Annotated in this window: 18 protein-coding genes and 2 riboswitches; of the genes, 15 read left to right on the forward strand and 3 right to left on the reverse strand. The window is 41.8% G+C overall.

From position 1 onward, the window contains the following. Positions 1-362 precede the first annotated feature (362 nt). From SporoP37_RS12270 to SporoP37_RS12280, 3 genes are all read left to right on the forward strand, one after another. Positions 363-1,901, forward strand: coding sequence for a YifB family Mg chelatase-like AAA ATPase (locus SporoP37_RS12270; RefSeq protein WP_085431087.1), 1,539 nt, complete (start codon positions 363-365; stop codon positions 1,899-1,901). Then, entirely contained in the window at positions 1,879-2,490 is a 612-nt protein-coding gene (locus SporoP37_RS12275; RefSeq protein WP_443028380.1) for a transposase, read from the forward strand. The genes SporoP37_RS12270 and SporoP37_RS12275 overlap by 23 nt, the downstream gene beginning before the upstream one ends. A 275-nt stretch (positions 2,491-2,765) precedes the next feature. Next, on the forward strand, positions 2,766-5,147 hold the full coding sequence (locus SporoP37_RS12280; protein ID WP_198160023.1) for an Ig-like domain-containing domain: 2,382 nt from the start codon (positions 2,766-2,768) through the stop codon (positions 5,145-5,147). A 112-nt stretch (positions 5,148-5,259) separates the two neighbouring features. On the opposite strand, the gene SporoP37_RS12285 is transcribed toward SporoP37_RS12280, so the two are convergent. After that, positions 5,260-5,622, reverse strand: a complete 363-nt coding sequence (locus tag SporoP37_RS12285) for a hypothetical protein (RefSeq protein ID WP_143565454.1) — start codon at positions 5,620-5,622, stop codon at positions 5,260-5,262. 104 nt (positions 5,623-5,726) lie between these two features. Then, positions 5,727-5,836, forward strand: a riboswitch (TPP riboswitch). 118 nt (positions 5,837-5,954) lie between these two features. Here SporoP37_RS12285 and thiO point away from each other — a divergent pair. The 3 genes from thiO (at position 5,955) to SporoP37_RS12300 (ending at position 9,050) form a co-directional block, all read left to right on the forward strand. After that, positions 5,955-7,106, forward strand: a complete 1,152-nt coding sequence (thiO, locus tag SporoP37_RS12290; protein ID WP_158233598.1) for a glycine oxidase ThiO — start codon at positions 5,955-5,957, stop codon at positions 7,104-7,106. Positions 7,107-7,367: 261 nt separating this feature from the next. After that, the gene (locus SporoP37_RS12295; protein WP_085431092.1) at positions 7,368-7,946 is read left to right on the forward strand and encodes a hypothetical protein; all 579 of its coding nucleotides are present in this window, start codon (positions 7,368-7,370) and stop codon (positions 7,944-7,946) included. Between the two features lie 357 nt (positions 7,947-8,303). Then, complete coding sequence (locus SporoP37_RS12300) at positions 8,304-9,050, forward strand: hypothetical protein (protein ID WP_085431093.1); 747 nt, start codon at positions 8,304-8,306, stop codon at positions 9,048-9,050. Between the two features lie 203 nt (positions 9,051-9,253). Here SporoP37_RS12300 and SporoP37_RS12305 read toward each other — a convergent pair whose 3' ends face one another. Further along, on the reverse strand, positions 9,254-10,726 hold the full coding sequence (locus SporoP37_RS12305; RefSeq protein WP_158233597.1) for a S8 family peptidase: 1,473 nt from the start codon (positions 10,724-10,726) through the stop codon (positions 9,254-9,256). A gap of 568 nt (positions 10,727-11,294) precedes the next feature. Further along, positions 11,295-13,067: a phosphomethylpyrimidine synthase ThiC gene (thiC, locus tag SporoP37_RS12310; protein ID WP_085431095.1), complete on the reverse strand. Its 1,773-nt coding sequence runs from the start codon at positions 13,065-13,067 to the stop codon at positions 11,295-11,297. 119 nt (positions 13,068-13,186) lie between these two features. Beyond that, a riboswitch (TPP riboswitch) is annotated at positions 13,187-13,304 on the reverse strand. Positions 13,305-13,502: 198 nt separating this feature from the next. On the opposite strand from thiC, the gene SporoP37_RS12315 reads away from it, so the two are divergent. From SporoP37_RS12315 to SporoP37_RS12355, 9 genes are all read left to right on the forward strand, one after another. Next, complete coding sequence (locus SporoP37_RS12315; protein WP_085431096.1) at positions 13,503-15,242, forward strand: sulfatase family protein; 1,740 nt, start codon at positions 13,503-13,505, stop codon at positions 15,240-15,242. Positions 15,243-15,365: 123 nt separating this feature from the next. Continuing rightward, on the forward strand, positions 15,366-16,133 hold the full coding sequence (locus SporoP37_RS12320; protein WP_232329761.1) for an urea transporter: 768 nt from the start codon (positions 15,366-15,368) through the stop codon (positions 16,131-16,133). 283 nt (positions 16,134-16,416) lie between these two features. Further along, positions 16,417-17,391, forward strand: a complete 975-nt coding sequence (locus SporoP37_RS12325; protein WP_081243933.1) for an asparaginase — start codon at positions 16,417-16,419, stop codon at positions 17,389-17,391. A 34-nt stretch (positions 17,392-17,425) separates the two neighbouring features. Then, a complete protein-coding gene (locus tag SporoP37_RS12330) occupies positions 17,426-18,085 on the forward strand; it encodes a GntR family transcriptional regulator (RefSeq protein WP_081243934.1) in 660 nt (219 codons plus the stop codon). A gap of 18 nt (positions 18,086-18,103) precedes the next feature. Continuing rightward, positions 18,104-18,487, forward strand: a complete 384-nt coding sequence (locus SporoP37_RS12335) for a RidA family protein (RefSeq protein ID WP_081243935.1) — start codon at positions 18,104-18,106, stop codon at positions 18,485-18,487. Next, a complete protein-coding gene (locus SporoP37_RS12340) occupies positions 18,487-19,593 on the forward strand; it encodes a D-TA family PLP-dependent enzyme (protein ID WP_085431098.1) in 1,107 nt (368 codons plus the stop codon). Before SporoP37_RS12335 ends, SporoP37_RS12340 begins: the two co-directional genes overlap by 1 nt. A gap of 108 nt (positions 19,594-19,701) precedes the next feature. Continuing rightward, positions 19,702-21,153 carry a Na+/H+ antiporter NhaC family protein gene (locus SporoP37_RS12345; RefSeq protein ID WP_196796783.1) on the forward strand — a complete coding sequence of 484 codons (1,452 nt, stop codon included), beginning with the start codon at positions 19,702-19,704 and terminating at the stop codon, positions 21,151-21,153. A 492-nt stretch (positions 21,154-21,645) separates the two neighbouring features. Beyond that, complete coding sequence (locus tag SporoP37_RS12350; RefSeq protein ID WP_085431099.1) at positions 21,646-22,272, forward strand: LysE family transporter; 627 nt, start codon at positions 21,646-21,648, stop codon at positions 22,270-22,272. 139 nt (positions 22,273-22,411) lie between these two features. Then, positions 22,412-23,644 (forward strand): MFS transporter, encoded by a 1,233-nt coding sequence (locus SporoP37_RS12355; RefSeq protein WP_085431100.1) that lies wholly within the window; start codon positions 22,412-22,414, stop codon positions 23,642-23,644. The last annotated feature ends 15 nt before the right edge of the window (positions 23,645-23,659 follow it).

The following is a 23,659-nucleotide window of genomic DNA, read 5'->3' on the forward strand; positions in this document are numbered from 1 at the left end:
ACCTTGGAGTGTGAATATGGAAGTCCTCTAATCGAGCGATCGGTTAGAGGGCTTTTATTTAGGTTGCGTGTCGTACTATTGTTTAGATGAAAGTTTTCTAATTTGGAAAATTACTTCTGTTTATTAATAGGGAAAGCACAGAGTCGAAATAGTCATCGAAAATGTACCGAAACACCCATTATATAAAACAGTAAGAATTCAATTCTTTCCTTGAATTCTGCATTAAAATTGAATTCTTGCAAATCTAAACTCGGTACCTACGCAGTTTGTCTTCTGTAAAAATCAATTTTGCTGTTTTGACGAGTATTCTGTATGCCCCTATACTTCAAGTATATAAATATAAGATAAGAAGGTGAGTAAGTATGTCTTCTGCTGTGATGAGTGTGGGGCTGCAGGGCATGAAAGGAGAACGGGTCCGGGTAGAGGCGAATGTGCGCATTGATAAGGAACAGTGTGTGATCATCAGATTGCCGGATGCGAGTATGAAAGAGTCGAAGGAGCGGGTGCTCAGTTGCCTGCACTGTTTGGATTTCGATTTGTCGATGAAGAAGCTGACGATTCATTTATCGCCGGCTGATCTGCGCAAAAGCGGGACAGGGTTTGATGGAGCGATGCTGCTGGCCGCCTACCAGCAGCTGACCGATTCACCGCTTCCGATTGATGATTCAGTCTGTGTCATCACATCCCTCTCGCTGAGCGGTGAACTCTTGCCGTTCCATGGCCTGCTGCCTGCTGTGCAGCAGGCACTGTCGCTCGGCTTCAAACGAATTTACCTGCCGCCGGTCGATGTATCTTTCTTAGATGACACGGCAGAAGCCGAACTCGTTCCATTGCCGACCGTTGAAGCGCTGGTTGAGCATTTACGCGGACAATCTTCCTTACTGTTCGAAGGCATATTGACCTCTGTCATTTCTGCAGCCGCAGATGACGCAGAAGTATTTCAAACGGACTTCTCGGCTGTACGAGGACAAACGAAGGCAAAACGAGCACTTGAAATTTCAGCGGCGGGCGGGCATCATACATTGCTCGTCGGTCTGCCGGGCTGCGGCAAGAGTCTGCTGGCCAGCGCCTTTTCGTCCATCATGCCTGACCTGCGGAAAGAAGATGCATTGGAAGTCTACAGCTTGTATCATCTCGCACGGGAAAAGAAAGGTATGTCGCTGCGCCCTCCGTATCGCCAGCCACATCATTCAGCGTCTGCTATTTCATTGATCGGCGGCGGAACGCATCCAAAGCCGGGGGAGATTTCGCTGGCTCACCGCGGATTGCTGTTCCTTGATGAACTGGGTGAATTCTCAAGAAAAACACTTGATATGCTTCGCCAGCCAATGGAGTCAGGAGAAGTAACCATCAGCCGGGTAAAACAGGCGGTTACCTATCCATCTTCCTTCACCTTAATCGCAGCCACCAATCGCTGTCCCTGCGGTTATTACGGCTCCAGAGAGCGTTATTGTACCTGCACACCGCGACAGGTGACAGACTACCAGCTAAAAGTTTCCGGTCCTATCGTGGATCGTCTTGATTTCGTTCTGTCACTGAAGAGCAGCGGCTTGCAGGAAAAGGCAGCGAGCGAGACATCTTCAGAAATCCGTCGCCGTGTCGGCTGCGCACGCAGTCTCCAGTATGAGCGTTATCAAAGCCATGCACTGAACGCTACGGTATCCTATCAACAGCTGGAACGTACAGCAGGCTTTTCTGAAATTCAGCTGCAATGGATCAGTATAGTCTGCTTCGAGCAGAAATGGAGCAACCGCACACAAGTCAAGCTGCTCCGGCTTGCTCGGACGATTGCCGACCTGCAGGGCAGCGAAGCAATGACTGATTCGGCTATCGAAGAAGCAATCAAATGGCGCAAGCTGCCGAATGCCCTGCAAGGGGGTGAACATTTTGGCAAGACGTAAGCGGAACTGGCAGCCTAACGCCTACTACCATGTTGTTATGAGAGGAAATAACCGGCAGAACATTTTTGCTGCTGACGAGGATATGTACCACCTCATGCGCTGTATCGCGCACGCGGCTGAAATATACCGGTTTGCCATCCCGGCATTCTGCATCATGACCAATCACTTCCATCTGCTCATCCGCTCGGAGGATGACCTCTCGAAAATCATGCAGCAAATCAACCGGCGATACAGCGACTACTACGCCAAACGCTATTATCACGTCGGACGGATCTATCAGCGCCGCTATTTTGCCAAGGCTGTCGACACTCCGCAGGCACTCCTCGCCGTCAGCCGCTACATTCACCGCAACCCGATTGAAACTATCGTACCTATGGTCAGCCAGCTGGCTGACTACCCCTTCAGCTCCTTTTCTTTTTACAAAACACGGCCAGAGCAGCTGCCCTCCTACGTAGATACCTCCTCCCTCCTTCGCTGTCTTCCTCCGTCATTTGAAAAAACACAGGCAGCTTACGCGGCATATTGTGAAATGGACTTAGAGGAAATCACAAGCTTGGAGGAATACTTGCAGAATAACGCATATGAGTGAAGGTTTTAAGAGAAAATGAAAAGCCTCCTGATGAGATCAGGGGGCTGATTTGGTTATTTGAATTGTTTTTTAATTGGGTGATGCACAGGAACTGGTTCTAGTATATCGGCACAGGCATCGTTTGTAGTGGTAGTATATAACTAATGATGTGAAATGAGGAGGAGATTTTATTGCGGCAATTCGTGAGACGAAGTACTTTAATTATTTGTATGCTTTTATTGACAAGTATTTTTATTAAGGGCATGCTGATGTCTTCGCTTTCCGTGCAGGCAGAAATGGATTGGACGACACTGCCGATGAAAAAGAACGTTCCGTTGAATAAGGAATGGACGATTACATTTAATAAAGATGTTGAAGTTGGGTCCATTACGAATAAGCATCTCTACATAACGGACGAAGCCGGTCAAGTGGTTCAAACGACAGCGATGCTAGTGGATAAAGGGAATAAAGTAATTGTTCAACCGCCTAAAGAAGGTTATCGTCCAAATACTTCTTATACGCTGTTTGTTGCGGATGAAGTATCTTCAACAAAACGCAAATTGTTAAGTGCTCCGGTGAAAATGCCGTTTCAAACGGGTGATCAGCGGGATGAGTCGGATGTATTCGTGCCGCGTAACGACAGCGAAAATGCTGTAACTTACCAAGAAGGCGTGACAAGTTTACCTAGTAATATCTCGCAGTCAATAGAAGACTGGAATTATGAAGATAATACATTTGTTTTTAAAGGTATGCCAGAAGTATTGAAACGACTATCTGCAGGGGATATCATTATTTTCCCTGAAACCAAACGATATCCTTTAGGTTGGTCAAAAGAAATTGTTGATATTAACTACGATGGAAATCAAACAGTGATGACAACAAAGGAGCCAAAGTTAGAGGATGTTATAAAAGATATTGATATGTCGAATGCGTTAGCGATTACATCTGATGACTTTACGCTGGATCCTGAATTAGAATCGCGCGTGGTTAGCGAAACAAAGAGCGGGGATATACGCACTTTTGAAGTTGAAAATCTATCAGACGCATCAATAGGAGAAATTAAAATTGGAAGCGAAAAAAGTAATCCGTATATAGAGTTTAGTGACGTTCAATTACTTCCGGCAGGGGCAGATCACGGGGCAGCCACTCTTGGCGGAAAAATTGAATTGATCAAGCCGATGGTCAACATCGATTTACAGGGATTAACTGTTAACTGGTTAGAATTAAATAGCGGTTTAAAAACTTCATTAAATGTAGAGTTTCAAGTATCAAGTGCTGAATCAGAGCCGCTGAAAATCCCGATTGGCGGATCGTTCCCAGTCAAAGCCTATGGATTGGCAGGTGTATCAATTCAATTTTTCTTACAATGCGAGGCAAGTGGTAAGGTATATATAGAATTTGAAGTTGTTAAAGACGAGTATTATAATCTTGGAGTAAAAAAAGAAACAGACGGCTATGAATCTTTCGATCACTCAACAAGTGATCTGTCTGCTGAATTTCTATCTATGAAAGGTGAAGTAGAAGGGAAGGTTGGCGCAGGTCCCACTGTAAATGCTGAGATTCTGCAGTTTACACTTGCAGGTATAGATACTTTAGGAGGCTATAAGATAAAAGCGGCCGGTGAAATCGAAAAAGACAATATGTGCTTTAGTATAAAAGATGAATATTATATTGAATCGTCAGCGCGTATAGGAAAATCCGAAGATACTGCCTGGAAAGTGCTAATTTCATATCTTAATAAACCGATTCACCAAAAGTCTACGTGCAGCTTAAGGAAGTTGACGGCAGACCCTATCGTGCTGAAACCGGGTGAAAAAACAGAGCTAAACATTCAAGGTATAGATTATAAATGGAAATCGAATCCTATGACGCTGCCAGACAGCAGTATAGTGCTGAAGGTGAAAGATCAGAATGTGGCTTCTGTTAATTACCTTGGTGAAGTACGTGCAAAAACAACTGCAAAGAGTGGTGATCGAACCTTTATTACCATTACTTATGATAATGGCCGGGATGCAATAGTAGAAGCGACCATTCCGGTTCAGATTGCTGAATCGATTTCTTTAGAAGAAATGAGAAGCATGGTTGAAACCGTCGGACCGGATATAAGAAAGATTCTTGAAAAAGCAGAAATTGTTAATGGCGCCTACAAAGATTTTTCACACATTGAAAATGATTTGAAGAAGTTAGTCACTTCTAATTATTTAGAAGGGTTAAGAGATTATTATGAAGAATTTATGCATCCTACTGTAGACATATCTTTGTTTGCAGAACGTGTGTCAACTGTCTTGAAATTTGACGTAATCGAGTCAAGTCCTGAAAAGCTTATACTGCAGACTGTTGTGCCAAACATCGGATTAAGTTCAGGCACCAATGCAATTTATACCTTTGTAAAGGAAGATGACAAATGGTTATTAGACGCAGTCGACAGTAAATCCTTTATAGATTCTCCGATGAATCCATCTTTAGACCAGATACAGGAGTATCTACAGCAAGCTTATTCCGAGAATTCCGCTGATGTCCAAACAGAGTTTGTTTCATCGGGAACGGAATCTATATATTATCAGCCGACAGACACATATTACGATCGGAAATATTATATTTTTACTATAGAAACCATCTGGGATCAGTTTACAATAAAGTTTACTACGTATGACGGCTCTACGGTGATAATTAACTAGTAACAGGTGCCTGTGCAGCACACAATTAGCTGGTTAAGTTTAGTAGTTGAATAACGTTATAGAACCCCACTTTGTGAGAAGTGGGGTTCTTCTTTCGTATTTGGAACATAGGTTAGGTATCTAATAACCATAATTTACAGTAAACCGTAAATGGCGATTTTTGATCATAATACATATTGTCTATTGGAAAATAGTCAAGCCCTGAAAAATCTGAAATGGTAAACTCCATCTTCACATTCTCTTTTAAATATTTCCCATCAGTATTGTGCAAATCTTCTATCCATAAGGTATAAGTTCCCCCAAGTTCAAACAGATCATATGTCCAGACTTCCACAATCGTATTTTTTCCATTCTCACCTTTCGCTACGTTCGCAGCCGTAGGCATCCTATAACCGTAACTGCTTGTAATATACACAGTCGCCTCGACCACACTCGCAGTTTCTACTGCATGATTGAACTTAATTGTGTGATGCACAGGCACCCGTCAAATTAACAGCAGGTTTTTAATTGTGTGAGAACCTGGCACAAGAAATAAATGACAGATTTCAGCTTGTGTGTTAATCTGAAAAAAATGAATAGTTCATCCACTGGAGGTGCCTTTGAGAAGGCTGAGATCAAAGTAATGGACTTTGGGACTCCTAGAACCTGATCCAGGTCATACTGGCGGAGGGAAGTGGCACTGCTTACAACCACTGTATGTTATAGACTGTATACATGAGGCGCTGCTTTCTTCTGGGAAGCGGCGCTTTTTTATTTCCTTCCAGACCGGTACATCAGTATGTTAACCATTTAGAGGGAGCGGAGACCATGAAGACATATGATCATATTGTAATAGGCGGAGGGGTAATTGGTTGTTCCATTGCCTATCGGCTGGCCAAGGAAGGCGTAAGCGTAGCTGTATTTGATGCAGGAAAAGCTGGACAGGCCTCGATGGCGGCAGGAGGGATGCTGGGCGCGCAAAATGAATTTGAGCGGGAAAATCCGTTATTGGACATTGCGCTGGAAAGCCGGGGGATGTTCCCTCAACTTCGTGATGAATTGCTGTCTGAAACGGGTATTGACATTGAATTACGAACAGCCGGCCTGATGAAAACGGCCGCGACAGAACAGGATCGGGACGAGCTGCGCCGGCAATATCACTTTTTATCCGAAAAGGACCCATCCATTCAGTGGCTTGAGCCGGAGGAAGTGCCGGAGATTGAACCTTGTATGACGTCTCAAACTGCTGGCGCCATTTTTCTGGAGAAAGACCATCAAGTAAAAGCCCCTTTGCTCGCACAGGCCTTTTTGAAAGCAGCAATGAATGCAGGTGTCCATGTATATGAAGAAACAAAAGTTGTTCGTCTGCTGATTCAGCAAGATCGGATAGTGGGGATTGATACTTCAGTCGGAACGTTTCATGCAGCCCAAGTGACGGTTGCAGCCGGTGCCTGGAGCAGTCATCTCTTAGCTGACACCGGCTTTTCCTTGCCCGTCATTCCTGTAAAAGGCGAATGCTTGTCGATCCGATTGGCCGGCCCTGCACCGGTTAAAACGGTTTTTGCGGTAGACGGCTGTTATATTGTGCCGAAACGAAATAAGGAAATGCTCATCGGTGCAACGTCTATTCCCGGTTCCTTTGATACATCAGTCACGGCTCGCGGTATTCTTTCTTTATTGCAGCGGGCTTCCCGTCTATTGCCTGTGCTTAGTGACGGAACGATCCACAAGACATGGGCCGGTGTACGTCCCCGGGCTGCAGACCATCTGCCAATCATGGGAGCTCATCCGTTCATCGGCGGGCTGAATATCTGTACCGGTCATTACCGGAACGGCATTTTGCTTAGCCCGATTACAGGTATACTGATGAAGGATTACATAAACGGCTGTCAGGAAACGCACAAGCTGCTTACCCCTTTGGCACCGGCACGGTTTTCCGTTGTAAGCGGCGCCAATAGGCTTGGTGCAAGATTCTTGTAAAGTTCGAACACCGAAGAAATTGGTACCTGTGCACCAAAAAACTAAATATTTTTTATAGGCACATAAAAATTTGGCGGTCTAGCTGGAACAAGTCGACTTGCAGAAATTGCAATAACAAAAGATGGTGTAAAATTCACTTCCGTTAATGGGATACAATTTCAGCAGTAATAGTTGGGTAATAACGGACTTGAGTAATGGTTACCAGTGCATCACACAATTAATAAATACATTAGAGGATTCTTTTAAGCGAGGTAACTAATCATGTACATTTTTAAGTGGATTACTGAAACGTGGGAAAAGGAAATTTGGTACGAACAATTTTATATTATTACAGGGATTGCTTTTATAGTGTTTGCGCTGGTTACTATTCTCACTTTTATTCCCCACTCAAAAGTGATAGAGGATGTGGAAAGAGAGTTCAATAAGAACTATTCCAGGCATTTCTTTATGTGGTTTCGAGCAAACAAGCGTGCTGCACTCTATCGCGATGCTGAAGCTGCTGTCAAGGTATATAACCCTCTTCATATTTGGTATGTAGTGAAGAATTGGTCGTCTCAAATAGCTTCGCTAAGTTTTACTGCGACGCTTTTTCTTGTAGCTGGGTCACTGATTTATGAATTCTTGGATAGTCCCGTTAATGAAGAGTATGATTACGGTGACTACATAATAGAGGAAACTATTCCTTCAGATAGTAGTGAAATACACCATGTTGATCCTCATTGGGTGGAAGGTTATGAACGTTCTAACGGTACAAAAGTAGAAGGATATTGGCGCGGTGGGAATAGCGGATATGACAGAAGTAATCCTGATGGAAGTCTTGATAATAATTTAAGACCTTGAGGGGAACAGAAACCAAGAAATAGCTTTGGGTGAATTTTCAAAGAGCGCCTATGCATCGCTTGATTCATTAACAGTTCTACTGATTTCATGATATAAAAAAGAAGTTTACCGATGAAGAGATGACCAGCAAGGTTGAAAGATAACACGTGCGAGAATTAGATGATTAAAGGACAATAGACTGGTTGTTAAATGGGGTAAGAGTAAAGACTATGCGAGACACAATTATTGATTCAGGGCACCTGTGGCACACACAATTAGGATTTTTAGCGTTCTGCTTATCGCTATTTTCATTACTCTTCTTTTGAGTGTGCATCTCAAAAAACAACAAAAACCCAATTACACAATTTACGATAAGGAATGATTTCAATACAAAATAATAAATCTCTATATGTTAATGGCCTGTTATTGTTTTTATTGCCACTGCTCGTTGCCGCAATAACAGCTAATCACTACACTATAAAAACGCTGTATGATAAGTTTTTAGCTCTATTAAATTCCGGCAGTATGTTCACATTGCTCTTTTTAGCTGTTTGCTTTTACATAGCTCAGTTTATTTCTGGATTCTCATACAATTGGACCATAGAGAGTTCAAAAAAAGGTATTTTTACGTACCTATACGACCGTATCTGTATAGTAACGTATGCCATTTATGAATTTGCAGCTTTCCTGGCCGTTTATTTTTCAGTTTTCACTTACATCATGATGACCAATACATTGAACAACATTCCGCAGTTACCGGGAACCCAAGTATTTTCACTAATATTTAAGTCATTCATCTTCACTTATCTGATCTATGTAATTTTCAGCGTGGTATTTCATCACTTTTTAGGCTCTTTTAGCAAAAAGGTATGCATAGACAAAGGTTCTGCGGCAGGAAATTTTATCAAACAGTTCCAAACAAGCTTCACTCATTTATTAAGTGCCTTAATCTTAGTGACTACTTTTTTAGGTATTCTTGATAAAACTCTAGATCCGAATGAACATGTCTTTTTTATTGGCCTGACGTTAATTTTATTAGGAAGCTACTGCTTTACATTTTACAAAGGTGATTTACATCTTTTCTTTAATAAGAGGTTTTTAAAAGAAGAGGACAATAAAAACTAATGGAAACGGCGATGCTATGACTGCTTGGGAAGTGTGTAATAATTCTCTATTCATTATGACTGCATTCAGTTCAATAACGTCATAGAACCCCACTTTTTGTGAAGTGGGGTTATTCTTTCGTAGTTAAATGATAAAACAGGAGCCTATGCACCGCGCAGTTATTTATTGCAAAGCATACTGCCTATAGAGAAGTAGCTGAACTTTTACATATCTGAAATAGTAAACTCCATCTTCACATTCTCTTTTAAGTATTTCCCATCCGCATTGCGCAAATCTTCTATCCATAAGGTATAGGTTCCGCCGAGTTCAAACAGATCATATGTCCAAACTTCCACAATCGTATTTTTTCCATTCTCATCTTTTGCCAAATTGGCGACCGTAGGCATCCTATATCCGTAACCGCTCGTAATATACACAGTCGCATCGTTCACACTGGCAGTATCTACTGCATGATTGAACTTAATTTTCCATACTTTATCCTGCGGTATATTTTTCTTCGCTGGCCATGTTTTATAGTGAGCTTCCGCTACATTCGCTTGAACCAATCCGTGGCCGTAATAAGGATCGCGGCCCAGTGTGCCCATATCAATGGAATTTTGAATTAATTTACTGCGCAGCTGGCGGTTTGTGTAGTTCGGATACTCTTCTTTCAGAAGTGCCAGCAGACCTGCTACATGCGGTGCTGCCATAGACGTTCCGCTCATGTAACCGTAGGATCCATTTTTCAATGTACTGTACACATAACTGCCTGGCGCGGTAACTTCTGTTTCTGATCCAAACGAGGAGTAATACGACACAAGGCTGTCTTCATCAATCGATCCGACTGCAATCACTTCAGAATATTTACCGGGATAATTCACGGTGTTATCACGACTATCCGTTCCGGTATTACCTGTAATCCCAACAAGTAACATACCTTCATTGTAAGCTGTCTTAATGATTTCATGAAGTCCGTAATGATTATAGTAATCATAGGTGTATAAGCTCATATTCAGGATATCCATTTCATTCGTGATGGACCAATCTATTCCTTTTATCAGATCGGAAGTTAAGAAGGAGTTGTTTCTGTCTATTACTTTTACCGCATAGAGCTCAGCATCAGGTGCTACGCCTACAACGCCTGTATGATTATTTTTTGCACCGATAATGCCCGCCACATGCGTTCCATGGTTATGATCATCCGCATAAGAACTGGTGCCCGCTACGAATGAAACACCTCCGCTGACTGTTACATCTTCATGCCGTAAAGAAATACCGCTGTCGAGCACAGCGACCTTGACACCTTTACCTGTATAATTTCTCCAAGATGACTGCGCCCGAACTTTCCGCACGCCCCAGGGAATGGTTTGATTGATGCCTTGGCTCAGACGGCCGTCAAGGGATTGGATAGGCGTATATCGTCTGATTTCTTCATCGGCTTCGACGTGTTTAACGCTTTCATCAAACTTTATTTTGTTTAGTTGTGGATCAGACAACTGAACTAATAGGGCAGGAAGATGCTTGTACGCATGTAAAACCTCGCCGCCCAGCTCCATGATTCTGTCGGGGTTGATGCTCGCATGATTTTCATAGTATACAATATACTTCCCCTCAACACTTTGAGCCTGCGCGTTTATCGTGAAGCCGGCGAAAGCAACCAACAGTGCTGCAATTAATGATGCAACTAATTTTTTCATCTGCATACCTCCTGTAAATTGATTTTATTACTCATCGATAACTTAATAGTAACAGGTGTCTGACAATTGTTCTATGTGTAATTGGAATAATATGAAATATTTCCCTGATTTACAGGTGGCGTCAAACGATACCTATTAAATGATCAAAATTTTACCTATGCATCGCACAAGTCAAACACTGCTCAGACATTTTGTAGTAAATAAATAGTTCTTCCACTGGAGGCGCTGTTTTCTTCTAGAAAGAAGCCTTCTGAATGAGAACTCATCCAGAAGGCTTTCTTTTCGTAGTTGATACATAATAATTTTACAAACCAACACCGTAAAAACTTAATTTTGTTTATGTTTAATTGCCATACAATCCTCGAACGCTGCAGAATCACTATTAATAATGGACACTCTCTGTCTTTAAGCATTTTATGCATTGCCTGTATGTTGCGGTTTCGGTATATTCGTGTATGCACTGTGCCTGCAGGAGGTCCAGCTGTTCTTCTAACAGATGAAGATTTTGGCGTTTCACAGTAATTTGATGAAGTAATTGTTCAGCTGTCATAACTCCAATCCCTCCTTATTACAGATAGATTCCGGCACCGGATTTTTTAAATTCTTCAGCTTTCTCCTTCATACCGTTTTCAACGGCAAGCTTCTCTTCTAAACTGTTATCGTCGGCGTATTTTCTAATGTCGTGTGAAATTCGCATACTGCAAAATTTTGGCCCGCACATAGAACAGAAGTGAGCGACCTTTGCTCCTTCAGCCGGCAATGTTTCATCATGATATTCCATCGCGCGTTCAGGATCCAGACTTAAATTAAATTGATCACGCCAGCGGAATTCAAAACGGGCTTTTGATAGTGCATGGTCACGTTTGTATGCGCTCGGGTGGCCTTTTGCCAAATCAGCTGCATGTGCCGCAATTTTATAAGCAATGACGCCTTCGCGCACGTCCTCTTTATTCGGCAGGCCAAGATGCTCTTTAGGAGTTACATAGCATAACATCGCTGTCCCTAACGAACCAATCATTGCCGCACCAATAGCGGATGTGATGTGGTCGTAGGCAGGAGCAATATCTGTTGTCAAAGGACCGAGTGTATAGAACGGTGCTTCCTGGCATATGTCCATTTGCTTATCAACGTTTTCTTTAATTAAATGCAGAGGCACATGTCCGGGGCCTTCTGCCATTACTTGCACATCATGGGTCCAAGCAATTTTCGTAAGCTCTCCAAGTGTTTCAAGTTCAGCGAATTGGGCCTCGTCATTGGCATCAGCGATGGAGCCTGGACGTAATCCATCTCCCAATGAAAAAGCAATATCATACTGTTTCATAATTTCACATATATCTTCAAAGTGTGTGTACAGGAAATTTTCTTTATGATGCAGCATACACCACTGGGCCATAATAGAACCGCCCCGTGAGACAATTCCGGTCACACGATGAATTGTCATAGGAATATAACGGAGCAATACACCCGCATGGATGGTAAAGTAGCTGACACCTTGCTCTGCCTGCTCAATCAACGTGTCGCGGAATACTTCCCATGAAAGGTCCTCCACTTTGCCGTTTACTTTTTCCAGCGCCTGATATAATGGAACCGTTCCTACAGGGACAGGGGAGTTGCGGATGATCCATTCACGTGTTGTGTGAATGTTCTTTCCTGTTGATAAATCCATAATATTATCTGCGCCCCAGCGTGTAGCCCATGTCATCTTTTCCACTTCTTCAGCAATGGATGAAGAAACGGCAGAATTCCCGATATTCGCATTGATTTTTACATGGAATTTACTGCCGATAATCATTGGTTCCGCTTCTGGGTGGTTAATATTCGACGGGATAATTGCCCGTCCTCTCGCGACTTCATCCCGGACCAATTCAGGCGTTACATGTTCACGGATTGCAATGAACTCCATTTCAGGTGTAATGATTCCTTTGCGCGCATAATGCATTTGCGTAACATTCATGCCGCGTTTTGCCCGTAATGGTTTGCGTTTCAGCAATGGAAATTCAGCGTCATGTTCCATTTGTTCCATTGAACGATACCCATTATCCTGTGGCTTCACTTGCCGGCCTTCATACTCTTCTACGTCATTTCGTTCAATTATCCAATTCTTTTTGATAGTCGGCAGTCCTTTTTCGATGTCTGCCTGATAACCGGCTTCCGTATATTTACCGCTTGTATCATAGACACGGAAAGGTTCATTCGCAATTTCACCTTGGTCAGTTACAGTAGGTGACAGCTCAATTTCGCGCATCGGTACGAGTATGTCTGGACGGCTTCCTCGTACGTAAATCTTTCTGCTTGCCGGAAAACATTTGTGGATATGGATTTCTTCTTTCTTCTCTTGCATGTGGTCATCGTCTCCTTTTGAGGGGGTGACATGACTCGATTCAAGTAAAGGGAATCGGCAACAAAAAAGACCAGTTCCGTAAATAGGACCTGGTCTCCAAAACGCAAAAAAATGCGCTGCTGATAAAATGAAAACTTCCCTACGCTGGTACGAGCCAGATCAGGTCCAAAGAGTCCGGAATGCGTGTACAATCATTCCATCTCAGTCCAATTACGTTGGACACCCCTAGTTATTGTATTTAATTGTGTGAACAGGAACAGTCTACCATGGCCTGCGCAGCTTTCAAAGGGTCATTATAACTATATTTGCCATGTATACCGTTATTTACATACTGTATCATTCAATCTTAGTAAATCCACAGAATTCATTCACCTGCACTCCTATCCCCAACATAACTTATTAGAGCACGGCTAAACGCAGGAAGGGGAATCATGTATGACAAGCGAATTCCATTATGGGGAGTCACAACCGAACATTTTGTTTTTAATGGTGGACCAGGATCGGTTTCCGCCTGTTTATGAAACAAAGGATCTGCAAAGATGGAGAAGAAAGAATCTGGTGGCGCAGGAACTGCTGCGGAAAAACGGGCTTTCATTTTTGAACCATTATGCAGCGAGTACGGCTTGTTCTCCCAGCCGGACCTCATTATATACAGGGCACTATCCTTCATTACATGGCGTCACGCAAACACCGGGTGCTGCAAAGGGTTCGTTCGACGCAGATCTATTCTGGCTGGATCCGAATACCGTTCCAACGATAGGGGACTATTTCCGCGCTGCAGGCTACAAAACGTTTTGGAAAGGGAAGTGGCATGCGTCGGAACCTGATATCCTCATTCCGGGCACGAAAAATTCATTGCCCAGTTACGATCAGCAGACAGGTGTGCCTAATAAAAAGAATGAGAGAATTTATCGGAAGGCAGACCGTCTGAATGAATACGGCTTTTCTGAGTGGATTGGTCCGGACCCCCATGGTGCAGATCCCAGAAATTCTGCTTCATCTGCAGGGACTGGAACGAGCGGGCGCGATGAAGTGTATGCAGCGGATGCCGTGAAACTCATAAAACAATTAGATAAAGATAGACATTGTGATAAAAAGGATACGCCTTGGTTTATTCAATGTTCATTCGTCAACCCGCACGATATCGCATTGTATGGCATGTTTTCAGCCATTTCTCCTAACTTTACTTTCGAAGTAGATCCCACACTGCCTTTCATACCTCCAGCCCCGACTGTTCACGAATCACTGCAGTCGAAACCCATGGTACAGGAAAGCTATCGGCAAACGTATCCAAAAGGGCTTCAGCCGATACATGATAATAATTTTTACCGTCAGCTGTATTACAGTCTTCAAAAAGAAGTGGATAACGAACTCTTGAAAGTCATTACGGCTCTCCAACAGTCCAGTTTTTTCGATAATACGATCATCGTGTTCACTTCGGATCATGGGGAGCAACTGGATGCGCATGGCGGCCTGTATCAGAAATGGTACACGATGTACGAAGAATCCATTCACGTGCCTCTCATCATTCATAGCCCAAAACTTTTCCATAATGCAAAGTCTACAAACATGCTAACGAGCCACGTCGACATTCTGCCTACTCTTCTGGGATTGGCAGGAATTGACGCAGCTTCTGTACAACGGAAACTATCCCGCGATCATACAGAAGCACAGCCGCTCGTTGGTAGGAATCTGACACCGCTCTTTTACGGCCGTGACCAGTTCTTTCGGGCAAATGAACCGCTGTATTTCATGACAGAAGATAATGTCTTCAAAGGGCTCAACCAAACAAACCCGATTACCGGGCGCCCTTACGAACAAGTTGTCCAGCCAAGCTCGATCGAAGCCGTCTTTGCCTCACTTCCAACGGGATGCAGCAAGGAGCATGAAATTTGGAAATTTGCCCGATACTTTGACAACCCTCAATTTTGGACAGATCCCGGAGTCAGTGATACAACACTTGTTGAGAAAGACGGATGCTTGGTAGAGGCAGTCAAAACAGAGCCGGCTGGCGATCAATTTGAACTTTACAACCTTGCCGAAGATCCGCTGGAGACGAACAATTTGGCTGATCCTGCGAATGCGACGGATGAATCAAAGGTGATTCGGTGTAAATTGGAAAAGTTATTGGCGGATGAGCGTGGTAAGAAACGGTTGGGTCCGGGAAGGCGATGAATAGAGTACGAACAGAGTACCAGGTCCCGATACAATTCTGAATTGTATCGGGACCTGGCACCTTAATAATTAGCGATTACGATATCTTCGTTTTCATTAGGGGTGATTGCATTTTTATCCGCCATGATCGGTACGCTAGTTGCGAAAATAGGCGGTGCAGATGAAACATTGGTCCGTAAAGGTTTGATGGGCTATAATTCTGTGCTTACCGGATTGGTGCTGCAAACATTTTTGACCGGGCCTACTGCCTGGGTTGTGGCACTGGTTGGCGCAGCGGTCACTGCGATACTAACCGCGACGTTAATGTATTTCTTAGGAAACCTCGGCATTCCAATCTTGACATTGCCATTTATCCTATTAACTTGGTTCACACTGCTTGCATCCTATAAACTCGAAAGCATTAAGTTAAGCGGGTCACTGTCTCCTCAAAGTTTAGCTAATTGGGAATTGAATATGGAAGGAAAAATCAATCTGCTTCAATCAACGTTTAATGGAATCGGTCAAATCTTTTTCGTTACCGAAGCCATACCTGGTCTTTTATTATTCATTGCGATATTTTGGGCTAGCAGAAAAATGGGAATATATGCGGTCATTGGTAATGTGGTCGCGTGTTTGACAGCTTTGGCATTAGCGGGGGAACATGCGCTAATCCTACTGGGGTTATATGGCTATAACGCTATTTTGACCATTCTAGCCGTATCGGTTGTGTACAACACGAAGGAAAATCGCTATGCACCTATTACAGGTGTGGCGGCGGCATGTATTACAGTTCCCCTTATGGCAAGTGTCAGCATTTGGCTATTGCCGTTGGGGCTTCCCGCTTTGACAATGCCATTTGTGCTGAGTACTTGGCTGATATTAGGCGCTAGAAAAGTTTTGCCGAAATTGTAATAGCCCTGTTTTTCAGTGCCAGGTCCCGCTGCAATTCTGAATTGTAGCGGGACCTTTTACCTTTACATTAGTTATGAAATTCATACAGTTTCTATTCCTTAGTGTGAAAACGAATTATAAAATGCGAACTAGTAGGAAAAATTATAATTCACTAAATAGTATTGACAATTCTGTTAACTTGTTTTAAGCTTTCCATATCGTTAACTGTTAGCTGTTAACAGATAACAGCTGACAACCAAATGAAAGATATATGAAGAATAAATAAAGAGTAGGTGGATTAAAAATGGAAAAGAAGAAAATTGTCATGTTAAGTACTGGCGGAACTATTGCCAGTAAAAGAAATCCGGAAACAGGTTTGCTTACGGCTGGCGTTATGTCTGGAGAAGAATTATCCAAGATGTGTGACTTACCTGAAACAATTACAGTAGACGTTCAGTCGGTATTCCAAATTCCAAGCAACCATATGAACTTTGAATATTTATATACACTTAAAGAGAAGATTGAAGAAGTGTTTCAAAATGAACAAGTTGATGGAATAGTAGTTACCCACGGTACAGATACTTTAGAAGAAACTGCTTATTTCTTAGATCTCGTAATTTCAGATGATCGTCCTGTTGTTATCACAGGTTCCCAAAGAGGACCAACTGTTATTGGAACGGATGCTTTTGTAAACTTAAGACAATCGATTATTTTAGCTGCACATCCGGAAAGCCGTAGTTTGGGAACAATTGCCTTGTTTAATGAGAGAATATTCTCAGGTCGTTATGTTCAAAAAAAGCATGCTTCCAACGTTGATGGGTTTACATCTTTCGGGTTTGGTTATTTAGGAATTGTAGATCAAGAGAAAGTCTCTTATTATCAAAAACCAATTCATAGAGAAACTTATACTATTAAAAATCCTTTGCCAGCTATTGATCTCGTTAAATGTGCACTTGGATCAGATGGGAAATTCATTGATTGCGCTTCAGAATCAGGCTCAAAAGGTATTATCATTGAGGCCCCAGGCAGAGGACACGCTCCTCCTTATATTTTAGACAGCGTGAAGCGAGCAGTTGAGAAAGGCATTATTGTAATTTTGACTACTAGCGCAGAAGAAGGAGAGGTAAAGACTGTCTATGACTTCCCGGGCAGTGCATGGAGTTTGCAGAATGAAGGGGTTATTCTTGCTAGCGACTATGATGGAAAAAAAGCTAGGATTAAGCTAGCGGTATTATTAGCTGCAGGTGTTCCTGTCAATAAAGAGTATTTTGAAAGCTGATGTTAAATAATAGGTGACAGAGGAGGAGTAGAAGTTGACAATTCAAATAGTCCAAGCTCCGCCATTGTATTTACAAATTTATGAGGCTATTAGAGAAGATATTTTAACTGGTGCTATTGAAGCAGATGAACAAATTGTAGAGGCACAATTAGCTAAGAAGTTAAACGTGAGTAGGGGTCCAATTAGAGAGGCTGTTGGAAAACTTGAATTGGAAGGCCTTCTTCTTAGGAAAAATGGTACATTATTTGTCTACAAAACTTCCAAGGAAGATCTAAAACAGATTTATCAATGCAGAATTGCTCTAGAATCACTCGCAGTCAAACTATTAATTTCGAATTTAAATGAAGAAATTCATCAGGAATTACAAGAGCTATTTTTACAGAAAGAAAGATTTATCAATGAACTTGGAAATCCTGATGAATCCGATGACTTTAATAGAATGTGCACGGCATTCCACGATATTATTCTCAATGAGAGTAAGAACGAGAGGTTATATCAGCAGACTAATCAACTTAGAAACTTAACGAGATTCTATAAAAGTTCCAAGCTAAGAGACGCGGAAAGAAGAGTAGTCATCCATAACCAACATTTTGAAATATACAATGCAATAAAGGATCAAGATTCAGATAGAGCATCAAATTTAATGCAAGAACATATGGAAGACGATTTAGAATACTTGTTAAAAAACTTTTAAAAGACGGGGGCAGCTACCATGAGGAAAATTGAAACAAAATACTCAATTCGTGACGGAGGACACTACGTCCCGGCTATGGAATATAACGGTGTACTATATATATCAGGACAATTGTCCATAAATCCAGAAACAGGAACCATACCTCAAGGTGGAGTGAAAACGGAAACAGTCCAGGCGCTTCGTAATTTAGAGTGTGTCCTAGAGGAAGCAGGATTAAATAAAGAGTCTGTCATTATGTGCCGGGTCTACATACCTGATGTTAAGCTGTGGCCGGAACTGAACGAAGTTTATTCTGAGTTTTTCGGGGATCATAAGCCTGCGAGGGTAGTCGTCCCTTCAAATAACCTCTATAGTGGATGTCTTGTGGAAATTGAAGCAATCGCTGCCATGGGGGAATCGTAATGAATTATAAGGAGTTAGATACACCGGCTCTATTAATTGATCGGGATATTATGATGAAAAACCTTCAATCCATGCAACAATATGCAAATGTAAATAAGGTAAGTTTACGTCCTCATACTAAAACACATAAAATCCCTGAAATAGCCATTATCCAAGAAGAGCTTGGAGCAAATGGAATTACCGTTGCCAAACTGGGTGAGGCAGAAGTGATGGCGGAAAGTGGACTTACAGATATTTTTATAGCGAATCAAGTGGTTGGGCGACAGAAAATAGAGAGGATTAGAGAGTTATCCGATACTATAGAAATTTCATTTGGGATAGACGATCCAAGCCAACTTCCGGATATTGAAGAAGTGTTTGAAGGTTCCGGTAAGAAAGCGAAAGTCTTAATTGAAATTGAAGTGGGAGAAGAACGTTCCGGAATTATAGAGGAAAGTGATTTCGTCATACTTCTGAATGAATTGAAAAAGTCTAAAAACATCGATCTTAAAGGCATCTTCTCACATGATGGGCATTCCTATATGGCCGAAGACTTGGAAGAGTGCAAAGATATTTTCTATACAAGTGTGGCTAGAACACTTAGGTTTGCGGAACTTGCCAATGAAAATGGATTTCACCTGGAAGTAGTTAGCATTGGATCCACACCTTCATTAATTCAAGGCTATGACATACCAAGCGGCGTGACAGAAATTAGACCTGGAACGTATGTCTTTATGGATGCATCTCAGGCTAATGTGATTAATTCTTACAATCAATGTGCTGCCACAATTTTAACTACTGTTATTAGTAAACCTACGCGTGAAAGGGTTATAACCGATGTCGGTGCGAAAGGTATTACTGCACAAACCAGAAGTAAAGGAATCACTAAAACTACAGGGCTGGGCCGTATTAAAGATTATGATGAAGTATACATTTATGATGTTTATGATGAGCATGCCATTATTTACAATGAAAAGTTTAACAAGGAAGTTAAAATAGGAGACAAAATAGAGATCATTCCAAATCATATTTGTCCAGTATGTAATTTACATGAGAAAGCCTATTTAATTTCAGAAGGCAAAGTATTTGGGGAATACGAAGTCAAGGGCAGAGGTAAATTACAATAATTGAGAATAGTGTCTGCATGATAGCAGACACTATCCAAGGTTTGTTTTGTAAGCGATTTCAGTTTGCGTGCGAAAAATAATCGGAATATTTGGAAAGGTAGTGGGGGAATGGGTAGAATAGAAAACAGAGGTGCGAATGGATTAGCTTTACTGCCGTTATTAATATTTATAGGTCTAATGGTTGGAACGGGGATTATACTGACATTTGTAGGAGTAGAAAAGCCGTTTCATCAGATTCCGCCATCTGCCGCTTTATTCTTGGCAGTTATCTCAGCGTTTGTTATTTACAAAGCCCCAATGGAAAGAAAGATAGGTTCCTTTATTTCGGGATGTACAAATGAAAACATAGCAATTATGGTGTTAACAGTATTACTGGCTGGTGCATTTTCTACTGTTGCAGGGGCAATGGGTGGAGTTGAGTCGTTTGTTAATCTTTGTTTAACCTTCATGCCAACTTCTATTCTTATTGCAGGATTCTTTGTAATTTGTGCTTTGATGTCTTTGGCAACAGGATCATCAAGTGGAACTGTGGCAGCTTTGGCACCAATCGCATTTAGTATCGGACAGATTGCCGATTTGAATATGGCCATGTTATTTGCGGCTGTGTTGGGAGGGGCATTCTTTGGCGATAATTTATCGATTATTTCTGATACTACGATAGTTGTAACAAGAGGTCAGGGAGTTGAAATGAGAGACAAGTTCCGTATTAATTTATGGATAGCCTTGCCGGCAGTTGTGGTTACTGTAATATTACTATTGGTATTTGGCGGGCAGGCGACTTCCGCTCCTATAGAAATAGGCGAATATAACCTGATAAAAGTTATCCCTTATTTTGTTGTTTTGCTATTTGCGGTATTAGGAATGAATGTATTTGCTGTGTTAACTAGTGGGATCATACTTTCTGGTATTATCGGATTGTTCACTAGTGATCTAACTTTCCTTTCTTTCAACCAGGCGGTGTTTGATGGTTTTGAAGGAATGATTGAAATTGTAGTGTTAGCACTATTTATTGGCGGGCTTTCTCAAATGATGAAGGATGCTGGCGGCATTCAATTTATCATAGAGAAGGTAACAAGGAATATTAAAGGCCGACAATCCGCTGAACTCGGTATTTCCGGAATGGTCGCACTAGCAGATGCGGCGATAGCGAATAACACAGCAGCACTGATTGCTACAAACGATATTGCTAAAGAAATTACGCATAAACACCAGGTAGATCCAAGGAGAACTGCTGCTTTAATGGATATTTTCAGCAGTGTAGCACAAGGACTCCTGCCTTATGGCAATCAAATATTATTACTAGTGGGAATTGCAGGTGGTATTGTATCCCCAATCGAGATTATTCCTTATATGTGGTATGTCATGCTACTTGGTATTTTTGCTATTTTATCAATCTATATCCCATTTGCAGATCGCGCAATTAAAAAGCAGCCATGGGTCTGGGATGAAAAGAATAGCACAGATGAGATAGAAACAATTGCACTTTCAAATAATAACAAATCATTTGTAGACTTGAGCAAGCCTGAAACAGCCGTGACAATACAGACAAAAGATGACTAAGTATGATTAATTAGCTCATCGCCAGCTGGCGATGAGTTTTTTTACGTGTCACACAGTCAAATTAGAGCAAAGTTTCCAATTTCGACGCAACTCCGAAGTGCATCGGGATTGGGGGACATTAAGTGTTACTTCAACATCTCCAATCTTAGTCAGATCCCAGAACCAGTGATACAACATTTGTCAATGGAAAACGGGTGCTTGGCGCAGATAGTTAAAAAGAGCCGGTTAGCGATCAAAATAAATAATCATAAGAAAAATAAGCTCCTGAACTGAGAAATCAGCGAAGGAGCTTATTTTATATGTGGCATTTGCTTTGATAATGCTGTGTCATGATGCGCAGTGATGTTTGAAAAGAAAACCAATTCCACGCACAAAACTGCTTCTATGCCAGATACAATCTAAAAAAATTATTTAAAGTTATCTCTTAACAAGTCCTATCGGGCATTATTTTCGAATAAAATGCAATGACGGCATGTTAAAGGGGGCAGTTTTGTGAATTCAATATTGATATATATTTTCCTTGGCGCATCGTTAGCCGCGCCAATCGGACCGGTTAAAACTGTTTTATTAAATACGGGGCTTAAACGCGGGTTTTTCCACGCTTGGGCTTTTAGTTTAGGTTCCGTGACAACGGATATTATGTACATGATTCTCGTGTATTTCGGAGTCGGACAATTTATTGATTCACCTTTACTTAAAATCATTCTCTGGTCGTTTGGGTGTTTTGTACTTATGTATACAGGTATAGAAAATCTGCTGACGTTAAATAAAGTGGAAATGCGTGTGAAATTCGGCAAAAGAGTCAGACTGCGGACATCTATGCTGACCGGCTTTCTGATGTCATTGATGAATCCGCTGACTATTATTTTTTGGCTGGGCATATACGGTTCAATCCTCGCAAAAACAGCTGGCGGTTCAACGGGTCATACAATCATCATAAACAGTCTTGCGATATTGTCGGGTATCATCATCGTGGATTTGTGTATGGCTGTTTTATCCGGCGGAGCACGCAAGATTTTGTCCGTTAAGGTGTTACTGATCACTTCCATTATATCCTCTATATCTATGATCGGTTTTGGAATTTACTTCGGTATCCAAGCTTATCAGGCGCTGTTTTAAGTGATCTTCAGCGGGCTGTTTTCACATGATTTTACATAATGGCATGTCAGTGGCGCTAAAAAAGTTATTACAGTATAAAAAGTTCCCGTTTGGAAACCATACCGTTAATCAATAGAACAGCATAAGATGAGGTGTGGTAATGGAAAAAGACGGGGACAAAGTTAGTGTATGGTGCATTGTAAGTCTGGCCTCAATTCCGCTTATTATGACGCTGGGGAATTCAATGCTCATACCCGTGCTTCCCTTATTGGAAGAAAAAGTCGGCATTACATCGTTTCAGTCCAGTATGATCATTACCAGTTATTCAGTGGCGGCTATTTTACTTATCCCCGTGGCCGGCTATTTATCAGACCGCTTTGGACGGAAAATGGTGATATTGCCAAGTTTGGTCTTCGCATTGATCGGGGGTCTGATTGCCGGATTTGCTTCGTGGAAGATGGATGACCCCTATATGATGATTATAATCGGCCGGGTATTACAAGGGATAGGAGCAGCGGGTGCTATGCCGATCGTTTTACCGCTCGTGGGTGACTTATATAAAGATGACAGCGAAAAAAGCAGCAGCTGTTTAGGGATTATTGAAACGTCGAATACGTTTGGAAAAGTGTTAGCGCCGATCTTAGGTTCAGTATTTGCTGCTGTATTATGGTTCCTTCCGTTCTTCTCTATTTCTGCACTTAGTGTCATTTCTTTTATACTGATCTTTTTCTTTGTGAAAGTCCCGAAAGAAAAAGATGAACCGGTAAAGTTTAAGGTCTTTATACAGAACACGAAAAAAATATTTGCATCAGAAGGCAAATGGCTGTATACCGTATTTCTCAATGGAGTTCTGGTCATGCTGGTATTATTCAGTATGCTGTTTTTTTTATCGGAGAACCTTGAGAAAACACATGATATCGCGGGAATTAAGAAAGGCTTTGTGTTGGCAATTCCGTTATTATTCCTCTGCGTGGCATCCTTTTTATCGGGGCGAAAAATTAAAGGGGATCTGAAAACCATAAAAAGGCTAATGATCATTTGCTTACTCGCCATGTCCGCGAGTGTCATTTTTGTAGGCTTTACAAGCAAAAAATTGATCCTGTTGCTGATCGTAACCAGTATAGTAGGAATAGCAATCGGCGCATTATTGCCTGCTCTGGATGCAATCATTACAGAAAATATTGAAAAAGAGCTGCGGGGCACAGTTTCCTCATTTTACAGTTCAGCAAGATTTATCGGTGTAGCAGCCGGCCCTCCTTTGATGTCAATTGCCATGAAAGATTTTCTCGCCGGCAGTTATATTATTGCCGCTCTCCTCGGATTAATTTTGACTGTTATTGTTTTTAAATTTATTAACGTTGAAGAAATTGAAGAATCTAATGAAAGAAACTGAAAAAGAACCTGACAG

It is taken from the genome of Sporosarcina sp. P37 (assembly GCF_002109365.1).
Classification (GTDB): Bacteria; Bacillota; Bacilli; order Bacillales_A; family Planococcaceae; genus Sporosarcina.